Raw genomic sequence first — 20,198 nt, 5'->3', positions numbered from 1 at the left:
CCGACCCGAGGAGACCGCGTGACCACCTCCGTCGACGCACGATCCCGCACCGACCGGTTCCTGGTGTTCGTCGAACGGGTCGGCAACAAGCTGCCCGAGCCGTTCACGCTGTTCCTCATCCTGTTCGGCGTCATCGCGCTGGCGTCCACGGGCATGGCGCTCGCGGGAGTCACCGTGCAGATGCCCGGGAGCGACGAGGTGGTCGAGGTCAAGGGCCTGTTCACCGCCGAGGGGATGACGTGGCTCACCGAGAACCTCGGGGAGAACTTCCTGGGCTTCCCGCCGCTGGTCACGGTGCTGCCGATCCTCATGGCGGTCGGCGTGGCGGAGAAGTCGGGCCTGCTCGGCGCCGCCGTGCGGTACGCGTTCGGCTCCGCGCCGCGGTGGGCGCTCGCGTACGCCGTCGGGTTCGTCGGCGTGATGGGCAGCATCATGTCCGACACCGCGTTCATCATCATCCCGCCGCTGGCGGCGATGGTGTTCCGCGCGGCCGGGCGGCACCCCGTCGCGGGCCTGCTCGGCGGGTTCGCCGCGGCCGGCGCGGGGTACTCCACGAACATCCTCGTCACCAGCCTCGACGCGCTCTTCGCGGGCATCACCAGCTCGGTCGCGCAGATCCTGCCGGACCCGGGCGCGCCCGTGAACCCGCTGTCGAACTGGTTCTTCAACGCCGTCTCGTCGATCGCGCTCGCCCTGCTCGCGGGCTTCCTCATCGACAGGGTGCTCGAGCCTCGCATCCGACGCCAGGGCGTGCCGACGGAGCAGGTGGTCGAGGACGGCGAGGACCCGCTCGCGGACGCGACCGCGGCCACGACGACGGACGAGCGCCGCGGGCTGCGGAACGCGCTCCTCGTGGCGCTCGGCGTCGCGGCGGTCATGGCGGCCGCCGTGCTCGTGCCCGCGTCGCCGTGGCGCAACGAGGACGGCGCGTTCCTGCCCGAGTCGCCGCTGCTCAGCTCGATCGTCTTCATCGTCTTCACGATGTTCCTGGTGCCGGCGATCGTCTACGGGCGCGCGGTCGGCACGGTCCGGCGCATCGAGGACGTGCCGATCATGTTCGGCCAGGCGCTCAAGGACATGATCGGGTTCGTCGTGCTGGCGTTCGTGCTGGGCCAGTTCATCGCGCTGTTCAACTGGTCCGGGGTCGGGCAGTGGATCGCGGTGTCCGGGGCGTCGGCGCTCGAGTCGATCGGGCTCACCGGCTACGGCGCGATCCTCGGGTTCCTCGTCGTCGCGTCGCTGCTCAACCTGTTCATCATCTCGGGCTCGGCGCTGTGGACGCTCATGGCCGCCGTCTTCGTGCCGATGTTCGCCCTCATCGGGTACGAGCCCGCGTTCGTGCAGGCGGCGTTCCGCGTGGGCGACTCGGCGACGCAGATCATCACCCCGCTCAACCCGTACATGATCGTGCTGCTCGCCTACCTGCGCCGGTGGGAGCCGAGCGCCGGCCTCGGCACCGTGATGGCGCGGCTGCTGCCGTTCACGGTGTGCTTCTGGCTCGTGTGGGCCGCCATCCTCACCGTGTTCTTCGTCCTCGACCTGCCCGTGGGCCCCGGCAACGGGATCTTCCTCTCCTCCGCCGGTTGAGCCTGCCGAGACCCTGCGACCGGGTCTCGACAGGCTCGACCGTCGTGGGGGCCGCTCAGCCGGCGGTGCGGCTCCGGCTCGGGGCGGACTCGTTCCACAGGCGGTCGAGGGCGGTGACGGCGTACGTGTACCGCTCGCCGCCCACGGCCGTCGCGTCCGTGAAGGACTGCAGCACCTGCCCGTCCGAGCGGACCGTGCCGAGCAGCTGCGTGGCGTCCTCGACGTCCACGGGGACGCGGTCCCCGGTGGCCCGGTAGACGGCGAACGACGTCGCGCGCCGCCGGTGCGGCGCCGCGTCCACCCAGCGCAGCCGGACGCCGTCGCGTTCGCGTCGCGCGTGCGTGAGCGTCGGCCGCTCGACGGCGGTGCCGGGCAGGTGCGGCATCGTCGGGACGAGCGCGGGATGGCCGTAGTGGTCCGCGAAGACCCGCGACATGGAGCCCTGCGGGTCCTGCGGCACGTGCACGGCCGAGAAGAACAGGTTGCCGTGCACGGGGGTGCCCTGCTCCGTGACCTCCGCGCAGAACGTGAGGTGGTTGCTGAGCTCCGCCGGGTCGGTGAACACGCCCGACGTCACCTTGTACAGCGCCTCGCCGATGTACAGGTGGGTACCGGACGTCGCCGCGACGTCGGCCCACCACGGCACGAGCTTGGCGTAGTCCGCGACGGCGAGCCCGAACTGCCAGTAGATCTGCGGGTTGATGTAGTCGAGCCAGCCCTCGAGGACCCACTTGCGGGTGTCGGCGAACTGCAGGTCGTAGCTCTGCGAGCCGCCGGTCTGCGAGCCGCGCGGGTCGGTCGACGCGTTGCGCCAGATGCCGAACGGGCTGATGCCGAACTTGACCCAGGGCTTGAGCTCCTTGATGCGCTCCGAGACGGTCCGGACGAACTCGTCCACGTTGTGCCGCCGCCAGTCCTCGATCGTCGCGAAGCCGCCGCCGTGCTCGGCGTACGTGGCGGCGTCGGGCAGGGTCTGGCCCGCCACGGGGTACGGGTAGAAGTAGTCGTCGAAGTGCACGCCATCGACGTCGTAGTGCTCGACGCTGTGCAGGATCGCGGCGTAGATGTGCTCACGCGCCTCCGGCAGGCCCGGGTCGAAGTAGAGCTTGCCGCCGTACGGCCACACCCAGTCGGGGTGCTGCCGTGCAGGGTGCTCGGGCACGAGCTTCGTGGGGTCCGTCTGCATCGACACGCGGTACGGGTTGTACCAGGTGTGCAGCTCGAGGTTGCGGGCGTGCGTCTCCGCCACGACGAACGCGAGCGGGTCGAACCCGGGGTCGCCGCCCTGGGTGCCCGTGAGGTACTGCGACCAGGGCTCGTACGGGCTGGGCCAGAACGCGTCCGCCGTCGGCCGGACCTGCACGAAGACGGCGTTGAGGTGCATGCCGACGGCGACGTCGAGCCAGTGGAGGTACTCGGCCTTCAGCTCGTCCGCGCTCAGGCCGGTGCGTGACGGCCAGTCGATGTTGACGACCGACGAGATCCACATCGCGCGCAGCTCGCGCTTGCGGGCGGTGGTCCCTGCGGCGGTCTTCGCGGTGGCCTCCGAAGCCGCGGCGGGCGTCATCGAGCCGACGGTCACGGACAGCGCCGAGCCGGCCACCCCCGCCGTCGCGAGGGAGAGGAAGCCGCGGCGGTCGAGGGCGCGGGCGCTCGCGCCGTGGTCGGCTCGGCCGGTCGGATCGGGGTGCGTCATTGCAGACCTCCGGTGGTCAGGCGTGGGGTAAGGGAGTTTCATGCTCGTGAGTACCTGTGAAGACGAGTGTCGCGGATGCGGTACCGCGCGCGCCACCCCCGCGCCTGTGCTTACCGTGCGGTCGGGCAACGACGCCCCGGACCTTCTGACGCGGAGAGGGCACCACCATGCGCACCGTGCGACGCATCATCACGACCGGAGTCACCCTGGGGATCGCCACGGCCGTGGCCTTCACGAGCGGGGTCGCGGGGGCGGGGGCCGCGACGGCCGCCGTCCGGCCGCTCCCCGACCAGAGCTACGGGCTCTCCTCCTACTACGGGCCGCGATGCATGCCCATCAGGGGAGCGTCCACCTACCACCTCGGCCAGGACATGAGCGCGAAGAAGGGCACCCCGATCAAGTCCGTCGCCCCCGGCACCGTCGTCAAGGCCGGGTCGGCGCCCGGCTTCGGCCAGGTCGTGGTGGTGCGCTCCAACGCCGACGGCGGCAAGGTCTTCGCCGTCTACGGCCACGTCGTCGACGGCGACAGGTACGTGAAGACGGGCAAGTACGTGAAGCGTGGCCAGCGCATCGCCGACGTCGGCAGCTCCGGCACGTCCACCGCGCCGCACCTGCACCTGGAGATCTGGAAGCGCGAGTACAAGGGCTCCGGCAGCACCACCGACCCGCTGCCGTGGATGAAGAACCACGGGGCGTCGCTCACCGCCGGTGCGGCGTGGGCGTACCAGCGGGTCGTGCCGAAGTCCTGCAACTACTACACGACCACCACCGTCAACCTCCGCTCCGGCCCGGGCACCGGCTACCGCGTGCTCAAGTCCGTCAAGGTCAACCGCTGGCTCACCGCCAAGCCCGGCGCCGGGTCGGGCGTGTGGCGCAAGGTGAACTACGGCGGCACCACCGGCTGGATGCACGCGAACTACGTCTCCCCGGGGCTCACCTCGCTGGGGACGCGGTACGTGGAGGTGAACGGGCTGCGCCTGCGCTCCAAGCCGAGCACCAGCGGCAAGGTGCTCGACTCGCTGAGCAAGGGCAAGGCCGTGAAGAAGATCTGGCCCACCTCGAACGGCTGGGTCAAGGTCTTCGTCAACGGCAAGCAGGGCTACGTCTACGCGAAGTACCTGCGCAAGTAGGCCGGCGATCAGGCCGTGTGCGAGCCCGCGGCGTGCAGGTCCGTGGGGTGCAGTTCCTTGGCGTGCCGGTCCGTGGCGTTGAGCCTCGCGACCGTCGCGTCGTAGGCCCCCGACGTCTCGGCGAAGCGGAGGAACTTCACGCCCTCGACGAGGATCTCGTGGGCGCCGGGACGGGCCGCGAGGAGCTCGACCGCCTCGTCCGCGAACGCGTCCAGCGGCATGGCGATCGGGTTGTCCTCCTGCCCCGGCATGAGGGCCGTGCGGACCGCGGGCGGCACGATCTCGATCACCTGCACGCCCGCAGGCTCGAGCTGAAGCCGGATGCCCTCGCTCAGCCGGTGGATCGCGGCCTTGGTCGCGTTGTACGTGGGCGTCACGGCGAGCGGCACGTGCGCCAGCCCCGAGGAGACCGTGACGAACGCGGCGCCCGCGCCCGACCCTGCGCGGGCGCGCAGGTGCGGCAGGAACGCGGCAGCCAGGCGGATCGGGCCCAGCAGGTTCGTGGTGACGGTGCGCTCGGCGGTGGCGAGGAAGTCGGACGACGTCCAGTCCTCGGGCTGCATGATGCCCGCCATCGCGACGACGGCGTCCAGGTCGGGGTGGCGCTCCAGCACGACGTCGCGGGCTGCCTCGATGCTCGTGGCGTCGGCGGTGTCGACGCGGACGGCGTCGATCCCGGGGTGGGCGGCGACGATCTCGTCGAGCAGGGCGGTGCGGCGGCCGCCCACGATCACGGTGCTGCCGCGGGCCTGGAGCCGGAGGGCGAGCGCGAGGCCGATGCCGCTGGTCGCGCCGGGGATGAAGACGGTGCTGCGGGTGAGGTCCATGCCCCCACCCTGCGCGGCCCTGCGCGGAGGCGGGAGAGGAGCGGTCGTCGGGGGACCGACGATCCCTGGCTGCGGCCTGGCCCGACCGGCGTCGGCGGCGGACGATGGGCGCATGGAGCGTGCCGCCGACCGTCGAGAGCTGGCCGAGTTCCTGCGCCGTCGCCGGGAGGCGGTGCAGCCCGCGGACGTCGGCCTGCCCGCGGGCGCCCGGCGTCGCACCGCGGGGCTGCGGCGTGAGGAGGTCGCGGCGCTCGCCGCCATGTCGGCCGACTACTACACGCGGCTGGAGCAGCGGCGCGGCCCGCAGCCCAGCGAGCAGATGCTCGCGTCGCTGGCGCGGGCGCTCCGGCTCACGGACGACGAGCGCGACTACCTGTTCCGCGTGGCCGGCCGGGGGACGCCGGACCGGGTGACGATGTCGTCCCACGTGTCGCCCGCGCTGCTGCGCGTGCTCGACCGCCTGTCCGACACGCCCGCCCTCGTGCTGTCCGCGCTCGGCGAGACGCTCGTGGCCAACGACCTCGCCGTCGCGCTCCTGGGCGACCGGTCGGCGCTGACGGGGTGGGCGCGCAGCGACGTCTACCGCTGGTTCACCGACCCCTCCGAGCGGCTGCTGTACCCCGAGGACGACCGCGACCGGCAGGGGCGCTCCCTCGTCTCCACGCTGCGCGCGGCGCACGGGATGCTCGGCCCGCGCTCGCGGGCCGGCGAGCTGGTCCGCGAGCTGCGGGAGCGCAGCCCCGAGTTCGCCGAGCTGTGGGACCGGCACGAGGTGCACCAGCGGTTCGCCGACCACAAGACGCTCGTGCACCCGCAGGTCGGGCCGATCGAGCTGGACTGCCAGGTGCTGTTCACCGAGGACCAGACCCAGGCGCTGCTGGTGCTCACCGCGCCGCCGCGCTCCGAGGCGGAGGAGAAGCTCGCCCTGCTCGCCGTCCTGGGCCAGCAGGCCATGGCGCGCTGACCCCGGCGCGATGCCGAACAGGCGGTTGTGCACCCTCTCGCGGCGTATGGGCGCACCACTGCCTGTTCGGCGACCTGCGTGTCGAGCGTTGCATACCTTCGTGACGAGAGTATGGTCCTCGGCATGGCATCGAAGCCCCCAGGCAGACCGCTGCAGGAACCCGCGTTCCTCGTCCTGTCCGCCCTCGCGCAGGGGCCGGCGCACGGGTACGGCATCTCCAAGGACGTCGAGGAGAGCTCCGGCGGGCGCGTCACGCTGCGCGCCGGCACGCTCTACGGCGCGATCGACCGGCTCGTGGCCGCCGGCCTGGTCGAGGTGGACCACGAGGAGGTGGTCGATTCACGGCTGCGGCGCTACTACCGCCTGACCGTCGAGGGCAGCACCCGGCTCGACGCCGAAGCCCGCCGGGCCGAGGCGCAGGCACGTCAGGCGCTGGACCGGCTCGCGGCGCGGCGGACGACGCGACCGGGCCGCGCCGTCGCCGGCGGTCTCGGGGAGGTGCCGGCATGAGCGCCGACCGCCCCGACCCGACCGAGGCCACCGCCGTCGTGCCCGCCCTGGTGCGCGACTTCCAGCGGATCCTGCGGCTGTTCCCCTTCGCATACCGCCGCGCGCACGGCGCCGAGATGCTCGGGCACCTGCTCGACGCCGCCGCGCCCGGGCAGTCGCGGCCCGCGCGCGGGGACGTCGTCGACCTGCTGCGCGCCGCCGCGCGGGAGTGGGCGCTCGCGCCGCTGGGACCGTCACCGGAACGCCGACGGCGGGGCGCCGTCGGCGTGCTCGTCGTGCTCTCCGTCGTGCTCGGCTACCCGGCGGCGTCCTCGCTCGGCGCGGTGGCGCTGGGCGTCGCCCACGGGAACGACGTCGCCGGCCTCGCCGTCGCGGTGCCGCTCGCCCCGGGGTGGGCGCTGTGGGCGCTCGCCTCCCTCGCGCTCGCCGCCGGCCTGTTCCGGGCCGCCGTGTGGCTGCTCGGCGCGGCCGCGGCGGCGACCTGGGTCGTGCTGGGCGGCATGACGGTCGTCGGGGCGACCGGCGGCGACCTGTTCCTGGTGCTCTCCGGGCTCGGGTGGGCGGTCGCGCAGTCGGCCCTCGTCGTGGCCGCAGCGATGCTCGCCGCGTCCCAGGGGCTCGTTCCGGCTCCCCGGGGCGTCGCCGGGCCGGTCCGGGTGGCCGGCGCCGTCGGCGCGCTGATGCCGGTCGTCGCTCTCGCCCGCACAGCCCTGGGGCTCGCGCCCTGGTGGCCGGCGCATTACGCCCCCGTCGCGGAGCTGGGCGGGGGCACCGTCATGGTCGGCACCTGCCTGCTCGCCGGGGGCATGCTCGTGTCACGCCGTGCCCGGCAGGCGCTGCCCGTGCTGGCGGGAGTCGGCGCGGCCGTCGTCGTCGGCCGGACCGGGCTGATGGGCTCGCGGGGGCTCCTGCCGATGGACGTCGTGGACGTGGGGAACCTCTGGGTGCTGCTCGCGATCGCGCTCGTCGTCACGGCGTCGACACGCTGGGTCGTGAACCGCGTCGACGAGCTGGCGGACGCGCGGGCCCGCCTCCGGCGGGATGCCGAACAGGCGGTTGGTTCCGGAATGGGCGTCGTCGGAGGCCCATAACGGTGTCAACCGCCTGTTCGGCGTCGCGGGGTGCTCGCTACCAGCTCGCGTTGCGCGCGAGCTCCAGCGCGATCTCCTGCCACCACGCGCCGGCGGCGGGGCCGCCGTTGCAGGCGCCGTCGCTCTCACCGGGCCGCTTGACCCACAGCAGGGCGTCGAGGTGCGACCCGTCGTCGACGGCGGCGGGCCGCTCGCCCAGGGCGCGGCCGCGCGGGTTGCACCACTCGCCGTTCGAGCCGTTGCCGTTGCGCGACGTGTCGACGACGAACGGCACGCCGCCGAGCAGGGCGGAGACCTGTTCGCCGTAGGCGCGCGACTCGTCGGTGGTGCGGTAGTTCGACACGTTGAGCGCGAAGCCCGTGACGTGCTCCAGCCCCACCCGCTGCAGCCTGCTCGCCGTCTCCGCGGCGGGCAGCCACGCCGAGTGGCCGACGTCGAGGTACACGCGGGCGCCGGCCTCGTCGAGGATGCGGGCGGCGTCGGCGAGCATCCCGACGCGGTCGCCCTGACCGTCGCAGTCGCCGAGCTGGGGGAGGGCGTCCGGCTCCAGCACCACCCACGGCTCGCCGACCATCGCGCCCGCGACCTGCTCGACCCACGCGCGGTACTCGGCCTCGTCCGTGCCGCCGCCGGAGTGCGAGCCGCAGTCGCGGCCGGGGATCGCGTACACCGCCAGCAGCGGCGTCGCGCCCGCCGCGGCGGCCCGGCCCGTGTAGTCCGCCACGCCGGCGCTCGCCTCGGCGGGGTCGGCGTCGGTGACCCACGACGCCTGCGGGGTCGTGGCGATCTTCTCCAGCAGCGCGCGCTCGGTGCCCGACGCGGCCTGCCAGGCCTCCCAGGCCTGCGTGCCCTCGTCGACGAAGAACGTCGCGTCGGCGGGCCCGCCCGGCTCGTCGGTGGGCGGGTCGGTCGGCTCCGTGGGCGGGTCCGAGGGATCCGTCGTGGGGACGTCGCCCGTGCAGGCGACGCCGTCGAGGCTGAAGCTCGCCGGCACCTCCGCCGCCCCTGCCGACGTCCCGATCAGCCCGAACGATGCCGTCGCGCCCGCCGCCAGCGTGCCGTTCCAGCCGACGTCGGCCACGCGCACCTGCGCGCCGTCCTGCGTGAGCCGGCCGTTCCAGACCTGGGAGACGCGCTCGCCGTCGGCCGGCTGCCAGGACACTTCCCAGCCGGTGCGGGCGTCGCCCAGGTTGGTCAGCGTGACGTCGGCCTGGAACCCGCCCGACCAGGTGCTCGTGACGGCGTAGTCCACCTCGCAGGCGGTCGGCGCGCCGGCGGCGGCCGTGGCGAGGGTGACGGCGCCGGCCGTGAGGCCGGCACCGCCGACGAGGGCGGCCGCGGTGAGGGCGGCGACCCGGGCGGTCGGTCGAGGGCGTCGTTCGGTGCGCATGCGAGGCTCCGTCGCGTCGTGGGTGCGGACGGGGCCCACGCTAGGAGCGCGCCGGTACGTCGCGGCCCCTCCTAAACGCTTCGGGCGGCCTCGACGCCTCGGGTCTCGAGCCGGGTCGGCGCAGGACGCCGGGTCAGGCGAGGTAGTCCTCGACCAGCCGGGCGGCGATGCCGGTGTACGACGCGGGCGTGAGGTCCGCGAGGCGCGCGGCGACGTCGTCGGGCAGGCCGAGGCCGGCGACGAACTCGCGCATCCGGGCGGCGTCGACGCGCTGCCCGCGCGTGAGCTCCTTGAGGCGCTCGTACGGGTTCTCCATGCCCTCGACGCCGGCGACGGACGCGGCGCGCATCGCGGACTGGACGGGCTCGCCGAGCACCTCCCAGTTGTGGTCGAGGTCGTCGGCCATGAGCGCGGCGTTGACGTTGAGCGCCTTGAGGCCGCGGCGGACGTTGTCGATCGCGAGCAGCGAGTGGCCGAAAGCCGGGCCGATGTTGCGCTGCGTGGTCGAGTCGGTGAGGTCGCGCTGCAGGCGGGACGTCACGAGCGTGGCCGACAGGGTGTCGAGCAGCGAGCACGAGATCTCGAGGTTCGCCTCGGCGTTCTCGAACCGGATCGGGTTGACCTTGTGCGGCATGGTCGACGAGCCGGTGGCCCCCGCGACGGGGATCTGCGTGAAGAAGCCCAGCGAGATGTACGTCCACACGTCGGTCGCGAGGTTGTGGAGGATGCGGTTGAAGCGGGCGACGTCGGCGTAGACCTCGGCCTGCCAGTCGTGCGACTCGATCTGCGTGGTCAGCGGGTTCCACACCAGGCCCAGATGCTCGACGAACGCCTGCGACACGGCCGGCCAGTCGGCGCCCGGGACGGCGACGACGTGCGCGCCGTAGGTGCCGGTGGCGCCGTTGAGCTTGCCCAGGTACTCCGCGCCCTCGACCCGGCGCAGCTGGCGGCGCAGGCGGTGCGCGAGGACGGCGAGCTCCTTGCCCATCGTCGTCGGCGTGGCCGGCTGCCCGTGCGTACGGCTGAGCATCGGGACCTCGGCGTGCTCGCGCGCCATCTCGGCGAGCTGGTCGGTCAGTGCGGTCGCGGCGGGCAGCCACACCTCGCGCACGCCGCCCTGCACCATGAGCGCGTACGAGAGGTTGTTGATGTCCTCGGACGTGCACGCGAAGTGCACGAGCTCGCTCGCGGCGGGGAGGCTGGTCTCGCCGAGGACCTCGGGCGCGGCGGCGATGCGGCGCTTGATGAAGTACTCGACGGCCTTGACGTCGTGCACCGTCTCGCGCTCGATGGCGGCGAGCTCGGCGATCTCGTCCGCGCCGAAGGTCGCGGGGATCCGGCGCAGGTAGGCGATCTCGGCGTCGGTCAGCGTGGGAGCGCCGGGGACGACGGCGCCGGGGGTCGCCGTCGTGCCGTTGCACAGCGTGACCAGCCACTCGACCTCGACGTGGATGCGCGCGCGGTTGAGCGCGGCCTCGCTGAGGTGGTCCACCAGCGGCGCGACGGCGCCGCGGTAGCGGCCGTCGAGCGGCCCGAGGGCGATCGGCGGAGTGACGTCCGCGAGGTTGACGCGGGTCTGGACGTCGGACGGCGAGGTCTGCGGCGCGGGGGAGGTCACGGCCCACATTCTCCCACGGGCCCCGAGCCGACCGCGGCAGACCGTTGTGGCTGGGATCGTGGCCCGCTGAGGGGCGAGAACTGGACCACGATCCCACCCACAACGGTCGGAGGTCAGCCGAGGAGCGGGTAGCTCCCGCGGACCGTGCCGCGCGGGTCGCGGGCGCGCTTGAGGTCGCGCAGGCGGGCGAGCGCGGCGTCGTCGTACGCGGCTGCCGCGCTCTCGCCGGGGGCGAGGAACGTGGCGGGCTTGCGCAGCGTGGCGATCCCGGCCAGCTCGGCCGGCAGCGCCTCGAGGCGGTGGCCGACGGCGGCCGCGAGGCCCGGCTCGAACGCCAGGCCGAACGCGTACAGCAGGTAGGGCTCGTCGATCGCGCCCAGCGCGCCCGCGCCGTCGCCCGGCGCGGCCAGGGCGCCGCCCAGGTGCCGGAGCTGGAGCACGAGCAGCGGCGCGACCGAGGTCGTGAACAGGCGCTCCACCGCCTCGTCGTCGATCCCCTGCAGCAGCTCGGCGCGGCCCTTCCCCGCGGCGGGGTCGGTCGGGTCGGCGGTGATGTCGCCGACGTCGGCCAGCGCGACCGGCCCGATCGCCGCGTCGACGCCCGGCCCGAGGACGTCGGGGACCGCGGCGAACGGGGCGAGCAGCTCGCGCGCCGCCGCGGCGTCGCCCAGGTACGCGGCGTGCACGACGACGACGGCCGGAGCCCCGGGTGCCTCCACCCGCGACAGCCAGACGCTGAGCTCGGGCGGGGCCGCGGCGGTGACCTCGCGGAAGACGCCGAGGACCTCGGCGGCGCGCGCGGCCGGCCAGGCGACCTTGCCGCCCGCGAACTCGGGCAGCTCGACCAGGTCGATCTCCATCGCCGTCACGACGGCCAGGTCGCCGCCCCCGCCGCACAGCCCCCAGAACAGCTCGGGGTCGGAGGCGGCGGTGACGGTGACCTTCTCGCCCGCGGGGGACACGACGTCGAACGACCGCACGTGGTCGGCCGCCAGGCCGTGGGCGCGGCTGAACCACCCCAGCCCGCCGCCGAGGGTGTAGCCGACGGCGCCGACGCCGGGGGCGCTCCCGAGCAGGGTCGTGAGGCCGTGCGGGGCCGCGGCGGACTGCACGGCTCCCCACGACGCCCCGGCGCCGACCCGGGCGGTGCGGCGCACCGGGTCCACCTCGACGGCGTCGAGCGCGCGGGTGCGCAGGAGGACGGTGCCGGCCACGTCTCCCGACGCGCCGTGACCCGTCGACTGGGCGACGACCGTCAGCCCGGCGTCGCGCGCGTGCCGCACCGTGGCGGCGACGTCGTCGGCGTCCGCGGCCTCGACGACCGCCGCGACGGGCTGCCGGACGGCGAGGTTCCAGGGGGTCGCGGCGGCGTCGAAAGCGTCGTCGCCGGGCAGGAGCACCCGCCCGCGCAGGTCGCGGGCGAGGGCCTGGGAGAAGGTGTCATTCGACGCCAGATCGTTCGAGGCCAGATCGTTCGAGGTCTGAGAGGTCATGCGGGCTCCTGGTCGAAAAGCCGGTGTCGCACCCTCGTGGTTCGGTGTCACCGGCAGCGTGCGCTGTCACCTCTCTGACACGGCCCGGCGAAAGAGTGTGACCGATGAGCACGGATCAGTTCGCGGCAGGCCGGCTCACGGCGGACCAGTTCGAGGCGTTCCGTCCGCACCTGCGCGCGGTCGCGTACCGGGTGCTGGGGTCGACGGCGGACGCGGAGGACGTCGTGCAGGACGCGTGGGTGCGCGCGCACGCCGCCGGCGCCGCCGGGGTGGAGAACCTGGGCGGCTGGCTCACGACGATCGTCGGACGGGTGGCGCTCAACCTGCTGCGCTCGCGGGGGACGCGCCGGGAGACGGCGTGGGACGGGCACCTGCCGGACCTGCTCGTGGCGCCGGTCGACGGGCAGGCCGACCCCGAGCTGCGGGCGGTCGAGCAGGACGAACTCGGCTCGGCGCTGATGATCGTGCTGGACACCCTGGCACCCGCCGAGCGCGTCGCGTTCGTGCTGCACGACCAGTTCGCGGTCCCGTTCGAGGAGATCGCGCCGCTCGTCGACCGGTCGCTCCCCGCCACGCGCCAGCTCGCCAGCCGCGCGCGCCGCAAGGTGCGCGACGCCGTGCCCGTGCAGGACGACGTCGCGCGGCGGCGGGAGGTCGTGGCCGCCTACCTCGCCGCGTCGCAGGCGGGGGACTTCGACGGCCTCGTGGCGCTGCTCGACCCGGAGGTCGTGGTGCGCCTCGACTACGGGCCGGGGGAGCTGTCCCGCGTGCTGCGGGGCGCGCAGGCCGTCGCGGAGCAGGCGCGCCTGCACTTCGGCACGGCGCGCTTCTCGCGGCTCGCGCTCGTGGCCGGCTCGCCCGGCCTGGTCACCGTCCTCGAGGACGGGACGGTCTACTCGCTGCTCGCGTTCACGGTGCGCGACGGCCGGGTGGTCGGCATCGACATCCTGTCGGACGCCGACCGGCTCGCGGGGGTGCCGGGGGCGTAGCGGACGTCGGCCTCGGACGCGGGCACGGCGCGGCGCGGTCCGGAGCCTGTCCCCAGGGCGGCGCCGTCCACAGGCCGAAGTCGCGCCCGGCGTCACGGTCGGGGCGCGGCCTAGCGTCGCGGGCATGACCTCACCGGCCCCGCCCTTCTCGTCCCCGGCACCCGACCCGAGCGCCGCCTGTGCCGCCGTCCTCGCGGCGCACCACGACGTCCTCGACGCCGCCGCGGGCGCACGGCGCAGCCTGGCGGTGGCCTGGCGGTCGACGGCGGCCGACCGGTTCCGCGACGACGTCGGCACCCTGCTCGCCGACCTCGACGCCGACCTGCGGCTCCTCGAGGAGGCCGCCGAGGTGCTGGCCCGGTGACGCGCGGGCTGCCGCCCGAGGAGACCGTGGACGTCGTGGGCGGCCGGGCCCTCTCCGAGGTCGACGCCGAGGCCGTGCAGGGCGCGGCCGTGCTGCTCGACGGCGTGGCGGAGGGCTTGCGGCGGGCGTCCCACCGGTGCCTCGGCGTCGCCGGGACCCTGCGGGGTGCGGCGTGGGCCCCCGATCCGTGGTCACGACCGGCCGTGCCGCTGCCCGGCGCCACGGGGGACGACGCCGCGGTTGCCGCGTACCGGGAGGCGGCGGCTGCTCGGCTGGACGAGGTGAGCGCCCGGCTGCGTGCCCGGACCTCGACGGCGGAGGGCTGCTCGCGCCGGCTGCGGCTCGCTGCCGGCCTGTATCGGGAGGCGGAGAGCGTGGTGCAGCGCGTCGCCGACGGGGCCGTGACCCTGCTGGCGGGCGCGGCGGGAGCCTGGCTCGGGCTGGCGGCGACGCCGGTGCTCACCGTCACGTCCGTGGCGGACGGCCTGCGCGGCGCGCGGGCCCGCGGGGGCTCATTCGGCTCTGGATCGACCGGCTCTGAATCGACCGGCTCCGGCGCGACCGTGTCGCCGCCGACCGCGTCCTCCCCGCCCGATCCGCCGACAGTGCCGGTGACGACGGGCCCCGACGGGAGCCTGGCGAGCGTGTGGCGGGTCGTCGCGCCGTTCTCCGACGAGGCGGTCGGGGGGTTCGCGGCGGGGTTCAGCGCCACCCGGCCGTTGACCTGGCAGGACCTGCGGCGCGGGATCGAGGAGGGCCCGGCGGCCGCGCTGGACCCGGTCACGCGCGGCGCGGGCTCGCTGTCCGACGTCGTGGCCGCGCTGCTGCCCGACTCGGTGCCCCAGGTGGTCGCCCTGGCCGACGCGGACCTCGCCGGCCCCCGGCCCGGATGGGCGGACCGGCCGGCGGGCTCCGTCGCGGAGGCGCTCGCCCGCACCGCCGACCTCTACCCCCAGGGCAGCGGCGTCGTCGACCGACCCGCAGCCGGTGTGCCCGCCGGGACGCTCGCGGTGGAGGAGGTCGTGCACGGCGACGGCACGACGTCGTGGACGGTGCTGATCCCCGGGACCCAGGAGTTCCTGTCGCCCACGAACCCGTTCGACGCGGCGACCGACCTGAGCCTCATGGCGCACGAGGCCGCGGACGTGTCCGTCGCCGTGGAGCAGGCCCTCGACGCGGCGGGTGCGGCCGCGGACGAGCCGGTGGTGCTGGTGGGGCACAGCCTCGGCGGGATCGCCGCGTCGGCGCTCGCGGCGTCGCCGGCGTTCCGCGCGAACCACCCCGTCGGTGGCGTGGTGACCGCGGGGGCGCCGACCGCGTCGTTCGCCCTCCCCGCGGGGGTGCCCGTGCTGCACGTGGAGAACGAGGAGAGCCTGGTCGAGAACCTGGACGGCCGGTCCCGGGAGGAGGGACCCGCCGCGGCGGACCGCGTGACGGTGGGGCGCCGGCTGCTGGACTCGACGGACCCGGCCGACGTCGCCGCGGCCGGGAGCATCTCGCTCGCCCATGCGATGCCCACGCACCTGCGCACGCTGGCGGCGGCGCAGCGGTCCGGGAACGTGCAGGTGGCAGGGGCGACGGGGCGGTTGGAGCAGCTGCTCGACGGCACCCGGGCGCGCACCCGGTTCTTCGCGGCGCGCCGGGTGGACCCGGCGCCGCCGCTGGTCCTGGCGCCCGGGCCCGGCCCCGGACCAGTCCCCGGACCGGGGTCGACCGTGCTCGGGACGACGTCGCCCCCGCCGGGGAACCCGACGGGGGCGATGCTGCACTGAGCGTGTCGTGCGGCGGAGGCCGGGGCGTCAGCCCTTCTTCGGCGCGAACGCGCCGATGATCGCCTGCAGCACGGCGAGGATGAGGGCGATCCAGACGAACCACCAGAAGCCGCCGCTGACGTCGACGCCCCAGTCGCCGAACCACCCCTGGTCGGTGATCCAGGTGGTGAGCCAGAGCACGAAGGCGTTGATGACCAGGTAGAAGAGGCCCAGCGTGAGGATGAGCAGCGGGATCGAGATGATGCTGACGATCGGCTTCACGAAGCTGCTGATGAGCGTGAACACCAACGCGACACCGAGCACCGCCAGGATGTACTCGAGCACGTTGTCGCCGTCGTACGGGGGCAGGATCTCGAGGTTGGTGAAGATCAGGTCGCTCAGCCACAGCGCCACGGCTGTGACGAGGGTGCGGACGATGAAGTTCATGCGGCCATCGTGGCACGTCATGCCCGCGCGAGGCTGGCGCGACGCTCGGCACCGCGCGGCTCGGCGGCCGGATCCCGGCGACCGGCGCGCGCGCGTAGGCTCGCCGGGTGAGCGAGCCGTCCGTCCTCGTCCTGCACGACAACCCCGACTGGCTGCCGCCGTTCGAGCGGGCCTTCGGCCGCGCCGGTGTGCCCCTGGAACCGGTGCATCTCGGCGACGTCACCCTGGACCTCGCCGAGGCGCCGTCCGGGGCCGTGCACTGGTCGCGCCTCAGCGCGTCCGCGCACACGCGCGGCGTCCCGCACGCGCCGGAGGCCGCGCAGGCGGTGCTGTCCCGGGCCGAGGCGACGGGCCGCCGGGTCGTCAACGGCACGCGCGCCGCGGCGCTCGAGGTGAGCAAGGTGCGGCAGTACGCGCTGCTGCGCGCCGCCGGGCTCGACGTGCCGCGCACGACGGCCGTCACGGACCGCGCGGCGCTGCGGGCGGCGGCCGAACGGTTCGGCGCCCCGTTCATCACCAAGCACAACCGTGGCGGCAAGGGCCTGGGGGTGCAGCGGTTCGACGACGTCGGGACGTTCGCCGCCGTCCTGGACGCGGGCCTGCTCGACGAGCCCGTCGACGGCGTGTGGCTGCTGCAGGAGCTACTCGTCGCGCCGGAGCCGTTCGTCACCCGGGCGGAGTTCGTCGGCGGCCGGTTCCACTACGCGGTCCGCGTGGACACGTCCACCGGGTTCGAGCTGTGCCCGGCCGAGGCGTGCGCGCTGCCGGGGGCCGACGGCGTCGCCCCGCCGCCGCTGTTCGCGCTGCGGCCCGAGGTCACGGCCGAGCACCCGCTCGTCGTGCGGCTCGAGCGGCTGCTCGCCGAGCAGGGGATCGAGATCGCCGGGGTCGAGTTCTTCGAGACGGTCGACGGCCGCACCGTGCCGTACGACATCAACACGAACACCAACTACAGCCCGGACGTCGAGGAGTCCGCCGAGGTACCCGCCGCCGACGCGATCGCCCGGTTCTTCGCCGGCCTGGTGCGGGAGCGCGCCGAGGGAGTACCCGCCCCCGCGAGGTAGTACGGACCGTGCCGAGGTAGTACGGACCGACCACCTCAGCGCGGGTGGCATCCTTGATCGCTGTGACCACCCCCGCTGACTCGCCGGCCGTCCAGACCCCTGCCGTCCCCCTGCGCGCCGCCGTCGCCGCGCTGCCCGCGTACGTGCCGGGCGCGCGGCCCGCCGAGGGCGCGAAGCTGTGGAAGCTCTCGTCGAACGAGAACCCGTACCCGCCGCTGCCGTCCGTCCTCGAGGCGATCACGCGTGCGGCGGAGGAGACCAACCGCTACCCCGACATGTACGCCACGGAGCTCGTCGAGGCGCTCGCGGCGCACGTCGGCGTCCCGGCCGAGCAGGTCGTGGTGGGCAACGGCTCGGTGGCCGTGCTCGGGCACGTGCTGCAGGCCGTCGTCGAGCACGGCGACGAGGTCGTGTTCCCGTGGCGGTCGTTCGAGGCCTACCCGATCGTGGTCGCCGTCGCGGGCGGCGTCGCCGTCACCGTGCCGGTCACCGCGGACGGCCGGCTCGACCTGTCCGCCATGGCCGCCGCCGTCACGCCCCGCACGCGCGTCGTCATGGTCTGCACGCCCAACAACCCCACCGGCCCCGTGGTGCACGCGGACGAGCTGGAGGAGTTCCTCGCCGCCGTCCCGCGCGACGTGCTGGTGATCGTCGACGAGGCGTATCTCGAGTTCGTGCGCGACCCGCAGGCGCCCGAGGGTGTCGACCTGCTGCGCCGGCACCCCAACGTCGTCCTGCTGCGCACGCTGTCGAAGGCGTACGGGCTGGCGGGCCTCCGCGTCGGGTACGCCGTCGCGGAGCCGCGCCTCGCCGCCGGCATCCGCGCGGTGTCGACGCCGTTCGGCGTCAACCACATCGCCCAGCGTGCGGCGCTGGCCTCGCTCGAGCCCGTCGCCCAGGACGAGCTGCGCCAGCGGGTCGACGCGCTGGTCGCCGAGCGCGAGCGCGTCGTCGCCGCCCTGCGCGAGCAGGGCTGGGACCTACCGGAGACGCACGCCAACTTCGTGTGGTTCCCCCTCGGCGAGGAGACCGTGGCGCGCGCCGCCGAGGCGACCGCCGCCGGCGTCCTCGTGCGCCCCTTCGCCGGCGACGGCCTGCGCGTCAGCATCGGCGAGGTCGAGGCGAACGACGCCTTCCTCGCCGTCGCCGCCACCTGGCGCTGACCAGGGTCATCCCGCGCGCGACCTGCGGTGATGCGCTACCTTCCGGCTGTCCGTGAGGTCACGTCTATCGCAGGAGGACAGTCGAGTGAAGCTTCGTCGGATCGTCGTGGGGGGCATGGCCACCCTCGGGATCGCCGCCGCCGCCCTGGTGTCGGCCGCCCCCGCCCAGGCCACCACCTGGGGCTGGAGCTGGGACAGCCGCATCAACTGCTACGCGGGCACGTTCAACAAGATGGTCTCCCTGAACAACCAGGGGTACAAGGTGACGATCCGCGAGTACTGCGGCAAGCACGGGAGCGCCTCGAACCCCTACTGGTACACGATGCTCAGCTACTAGCAGGGAGGGCCGGCACGGCCGCCGCGAGGCGGCCGTGCCGGCACCGCCGCTACCGAGGCAGGTTCCGCAGGTTGGAGCGCGCCATGGACATGACCTCGCCCATGCCGCCGCCGAAGACCTGCTTCGTCATCGCCGTGGCGAACCCGCGGATCTGCCCCGACGTGATGGACGGCGGGATGGACAGCGCGTTCGGGTCGGTGACGACCTCGATGAGCGCCGGGCCCTTGCGGTCCAGCCCGTCCCGGAGGGCGCGGCGCAGGTCCTTCGGCCGCTCGACCCGGACGGACGGGATCCCGACGGCGAGGCCGATGTTGCGGTAGTCCACGGGCGGGGAGTCGGTGCCGTACGACGGCAGCCCCTCGACCAGCATCTCCAGCTTCACCATGCCGAGCGTCGCGTTGTTGAAGACGACGACCTTCACCGGCAGGTCGTAGGTGCGCACGGTGATGAGCTCGCCCAGCAGCATGGACAGGCCGCCGTCGCCGGCGAGCGCCACCACCTGCCGGCCGGGCTCCGCGAACGCGGCGCCGATGGCGTGCGGCAGGGCGTTCGCCATCGACCCGTGGATGAACGACCCGATGACGCGCCGCTTCCCGTTGGGCGTGAGGTAGCGGGCCGCCCACACGTTGTTCATGCCGGTGTCGACGGTGAACACGGCGTCGTCGGCCGCCGTCTCGTCGAGCTGCACGGCCGCGTACTCGGGGTGGATGGGCGTGTGCTTCTCCACGTTGCGCGTGTACGCGCCGACGACCTTGGTCATGAGCCCGGCGTGCTTGTCGACCATCGAGCGCAGGAACTTGCGGTCCTTCTTGCGCTTGATCAGCGGGTTGAGCAGCTTCAGGGTCTCGCCGACGTCGCCGTGCACCGGCAGGTCGAGGCGGGTGCGGCGGCCCAGGTGGGAGGCGTCGACGTCGATCTGCGCGGTGCGGACGTCGGCGGGCAGGAACGAGTCGTACGGGAAGTCGGTGCCCACCATCACCAGCAGGTCCGCCGAGTGCATCGCCTCGTGGCAGGAGCCGTAGCCGAGCAGGCCGGACATGCCGACGTCGTGGGGGTTCTCGTACTGGATGATCTCCTTGCCGCGCAGCGAGTGGCCGACGGGCGCGGCCGCCAGGTCGGCGAGCTCCAGGACGGCGTCGCGGGCGTCGCGCGCGCCGGCGCCGACGAACAGCGTGACCTTCTTGGCCTGGTTGATCGCGTCGGCGAGGGCCTCGACGTCGGCGGTGTTCGGCACGACGCGCGCCGGGCAGGCGCCGGGCACGAGGATCGGGGCGTCGTCGTCGGGCACGCGCTCGTCGGCGACGTCGCCCGGCAGGGTGAGCACCGCGACGCCCGGCGCGGCGAGCGCGTGCTGGATGGCGGACCGCGTGACGCGCGGCAGCTGGGCCGGGGACGAGATCAGCTCCGAGAACACGGACGCCTCGTTGAAGATGCGGTCCGGGTGGGTCTCCTGGAAGAACTGCGTGCCGATCTGCGCGCTCGGGATGTGCGACGCGATGGCGAGCACCGGCAGCCTGGAGCGGTTCGCGTCGTAGAGGCCGTTGATGAGGTGCAGGTTGCCCGGCCCGCACGACCCGGCGCAGACGGCGAGCTCGCCGGTCACCTCGGCGTCGGCGGCGGCCGCGAACGCCGCCGCCTCCTCGTGGCGCACGTGCACCCAGTCGAGGGGGGGCGGGGGGGCGGGGGCCGGGGCCGAGCGGGGCCGGGGGGGCCCCCCCCCACCCGACCTTGGGGAGGCGCCGGGCGGGGCGGCGGGGGGGGGCGGGGGGTGGGGGGC

Annotated in this window: 18 protein-coding genes; 11 read left to right on the top strand and 7 right to left on the bottom strand. The window is 74.3% G+C overall.

Annotated elements, in window-relative coordinates; all coding sequences use genetic code 11:
- Positions 1 to 18 precede the first annotated feature (18 nt).
- Complete coding sequence (locus ACFQ8T_RS17765; protein WP_430547807.1) at positions 19 to 1,587, top strand: AbgT family transporter; 1,569 nt, start codon at positions 19 to 21, stop codon at positions 1,585 to 1,587.
- A 55-nt stretch (positions 1,588 to 1,642) separates the two neighbouring features.
- Here the strand turns inward: ACFQ8T_RS17765 and ACFQ8T_RS17760 are convergent, their stop codons facing one another.
- Positions 1,643 to 3,283 (bottom strand): family 10 glycosylhydrolase, encoded by a 1,641-nt coding sequence (locus ACFQ8T_RS17760; RefSeq protein ID WP_430547806.1) that lies wholly within the window; start codon positions 3,281 to 3,283, stop codon positions 1,643 to 1,645.
- 176 nt (positions 3,284 to 3,459) lie between these two features.
- Here ACFQ8T_RS17760 and ACFQ8T_RS17755 point away from each other — a divergent pair, with 176 nt between their 5' ends.
- Positions 3,460 to 4,413, top strand: a complete 954-nt coding sequence (locus tag ACFQ8T_RS17755; protein WP_430547805.1) for a peptidoglycan DD-metalloendopeptidase family protein — start codon at positions 3,460 to 3,462, stop codon at positions 4,411 to 4,413.
- An 8-nt stretch (positions 4,414 to 4,421) separates the two neighbouring features.
- Here the strand turns inward: ACFQ8T_RS17755 and ACFQ8T_RS17750 are convergent, their stop codons facing one another.
- Entirely contained in the window at positions 4,422 to 5,240 is an 819-nt protein-coding gene (locus ACFQ8T_RS17750) for an SDR family oxidoreductase (protein ID WP_430547804.1), read from the bottom strand.
- 112 nt (positions 5,241 to 5,352) lie between these two features.
- On the opposite strand from ACFQ8T_RS17750, the gene ACFQ8T_RS17745 reads away from it, so the two are divergent.
- From ACFQ8T_RS17745 to ACFQ8T_RS17735, 3 genes are all read left to right on the top strand, one after another.
- Complete coding sequence (locus ACFQ8T_RS17745) at positions 5,353 to 6,204, top strand: helix-turn-helix transcriptional regulator (RefSeq protein ID WP_430547803.1); 852 nt, start codon at positions 5,353 to 5,355, stop codon at positions 6,202 to 6,204.
- A 123-nt stretch (positions 6,205 to 6,327) separates the two neighbouring features.
- Positions 6,328 to 6,714: a PadR family transcriptional regulator gene (locus ACFQ8T_RS17740; protein WP_430547802.1), complete on the top strand. Its 387-nt coding sequence runs from the start codon at positions 6,328 to 6,330 to the stop codon at positions 6,712 to 6,714.
- The gene (locus tag ACFQ8T_RS17735) at positions 6,711 to 7,805 is read left to right on the top strand and encodes a hypothetical protein (protein WP_430547801.1); all 1,095 of its coding nucleotides are present in this window, start codon (positions 6,711 to 6,713) and stop codon (positions 7,803 to 7,805) included. Before ACFQ8T_RS17740 ends, ACFQ8T_RS17735 begins: the two co-directional genes overlap by 4 nt.
- Positions 7,806 to 7,842: 37 nt before the next feature.
- Here ACFQ8T_RS17735 and ACFQ8T_RS17730 read toward each other — a convergent pair whose 3' ends face one another.
- The 3 genes from ACFQ8T_RS17730 to ACFQ8T_RS17720 form a co-directional block, all read right to left on the bottom strand.
- Complete coding sequence (locus ACFQ8T_RS17730) at positions 7,843 to 9,195, bottom strand: glycoside hydrolase family 6 protein (protein WP_430547800.1); 1,353 nt, start codon at positions 9,193 to 9,195, stop codon at positions 7,843 to 7,845.
- Between the two features lie 133 nt (positions 9,196 to 9,328).
- Positions 9,329 to 10,822, bottom strand: a complete 1,494-nt coding sequence (purB, locus tag ACFQ8T_RS17725) for an adenylosuccinate lyase (RefSeq protein ID WP_430547799.1) — start codon at positions 10,820 to 10,822, stop codon at positions 9,329 to 9,331.
- Positions 10,823 to 10,926: 104 nt separating this feature from the next.
- Positions 10,927 to 12,306, bottom strand: coding sequence for an FAD-binding oxidoreductase (locus ACFQ8T_RS17720; RefSeq protein ID WP_430547798.1), 1,380 nt, complete (start codon positions 12,304 to 12,306; stop codon positions 10,927 to 10,929).
- Between the two features lie 104 nt (positions 12,307 to 12,410).
- Between ACFQ8T_RS17720 and ACFQ8T_RS17715 the strand changes: the two genes are divergently transcribed.
- The 3 genes from ACFQ8T_RS17715 to ACFQ8T_RS17705 all read left to right on the top strand — a co-directional run bounded on the left by ACFQ8T_RS17715 (position 12,411) and on the right by ACFQ8T_RS17705 (position 15,431).
- Entirely contained in the window at positions 12,411 to 13,295 is an 885-nt protein-coding gene (locus tag ACFQ8T_RS17715) for a sigma-70 family RNA polymerase sigma factor (RefSeq protein WP_430547797.1), read from the top strand.
- Between the two features lie 124 nt (positions 13,296 to 13,419).
- Positions 13,420 to 13,659, top strand: coding sequence for a hypothetical protein (locus tag ACFQ8T_RS17710; RefSeq protein WP_430547796.1), 240 nt, complete (start codon positions 13,420 to 13,422; stop codon positions 13,657 to 13,659).
- Positions 13,656 to 15,431, top strand: a complete 1,776-nt coding sequence (locus ACFQ8T_RS17705; RefSeq protein WP_430547795.1) for a hypothetical protein — start codon at positions 13,656 to 13,658, stop codon at positions 15,429 to 15,431. Before ACFQ8T_RS17710 ends, ACFQ8T_RS17705 begins: the two co-directional genes overlap by 4 nt.
- A 27-nt stretch (positions 15,432 to 15,458) precedes the next feature.
- Here ACFQ8T_RS17705 and ACFQ8T_RS17700 read toward each other — a convergent pair whose 3' ends face one another.
- Positions 15,459 to 15,857, bottom strand: a complete 399-nt coding sequence (locus ACFQ8T_RS17700; protein ID WP_430547794.1) for a phage holin family protein — start codon at positions 15,855 to 15,857, stop codon at positions 15,459 to 15,461.
- 107 nt (positions 15,858 to 15,964) lie between these two features.
- Between ACFQ8T_RS17700 and ACFQ8T_RS17695 the strand changes: the two genes are divergently transcribed.
- The 3 genes from ACFQ8T_RS17695 (at position 15,965) to ACFQ8T_RS17685 (ending at position 18,421) form a co-directional block, all read left to right on the top strand.
- A complete protein-coding gene (locus ACFQ8T_RS17695; RefSeq protein ID WP_430547793.1) occupies positions 15,965 to 16,921 on the top strand; it encodes a RimK family alpha-L-glutamate ligase in 957 nt (318 codons plus the stop codon).
- A gap of 62 nt (positions 16,922 to 16,983) precedes the next feature.
- Positions 16,984 to 18,084 carry a histidinol-phosphate transaminase gene (hisC, locus tag ACFQ8T_RS17690; protein ID WP_430547792.1) on the top strand — a complete coding sequence of 367 codons (1,101 nt, stop codon included), beginning with the start codon at positions 16,984 to 16,986 and terminating at the stop codon, positions 18,082 to 18,084.
- A gap of 85 nt (positions 18,085 to 18,169) precedes the next feature.
- Positions 18,170 to 18,421: a hypothetical protein gene (locus ACFQ8T_RS17685; protein ID WP_430547791.1), complete on the top strand. Its 252-nt coding sequence runs from the start codon at positions 18,170 to 18,172 to the stop codon at positions 18,419 to 18,421.
- Between the two features lie 49 nt (positions 18,422 to 18,470).
- On the opposite strand, the gene ACFQ8T_RS17680 is transcribed toward ACFQ8T_RS17685, so the two are convergent.
- On the bottom strand, positions 18,471 to 20,198 hold a 1,728-nt coding region (locus tag ACFQ8T_RS17680; RefSeq protein WP_430547790.1), incomplete at its 5' end, for a pyruvate dehydrogenase.

The sequence above is a fragment of the Isoptericola sp. NPDC056618 genome, assembly GCF_042792715.1.
GTDB lineage: Bacteria > Actinomycetota > Actinomycetes > Actinomycetales > Cellulomonadaceae > Isoptericola > Isoptericola nanjingensis.
The sequence above is the reverse complement of the archived record's forward strand: the minus strand, read 5'-3'. Positions and strand labels throughout refer to the sequence as shown.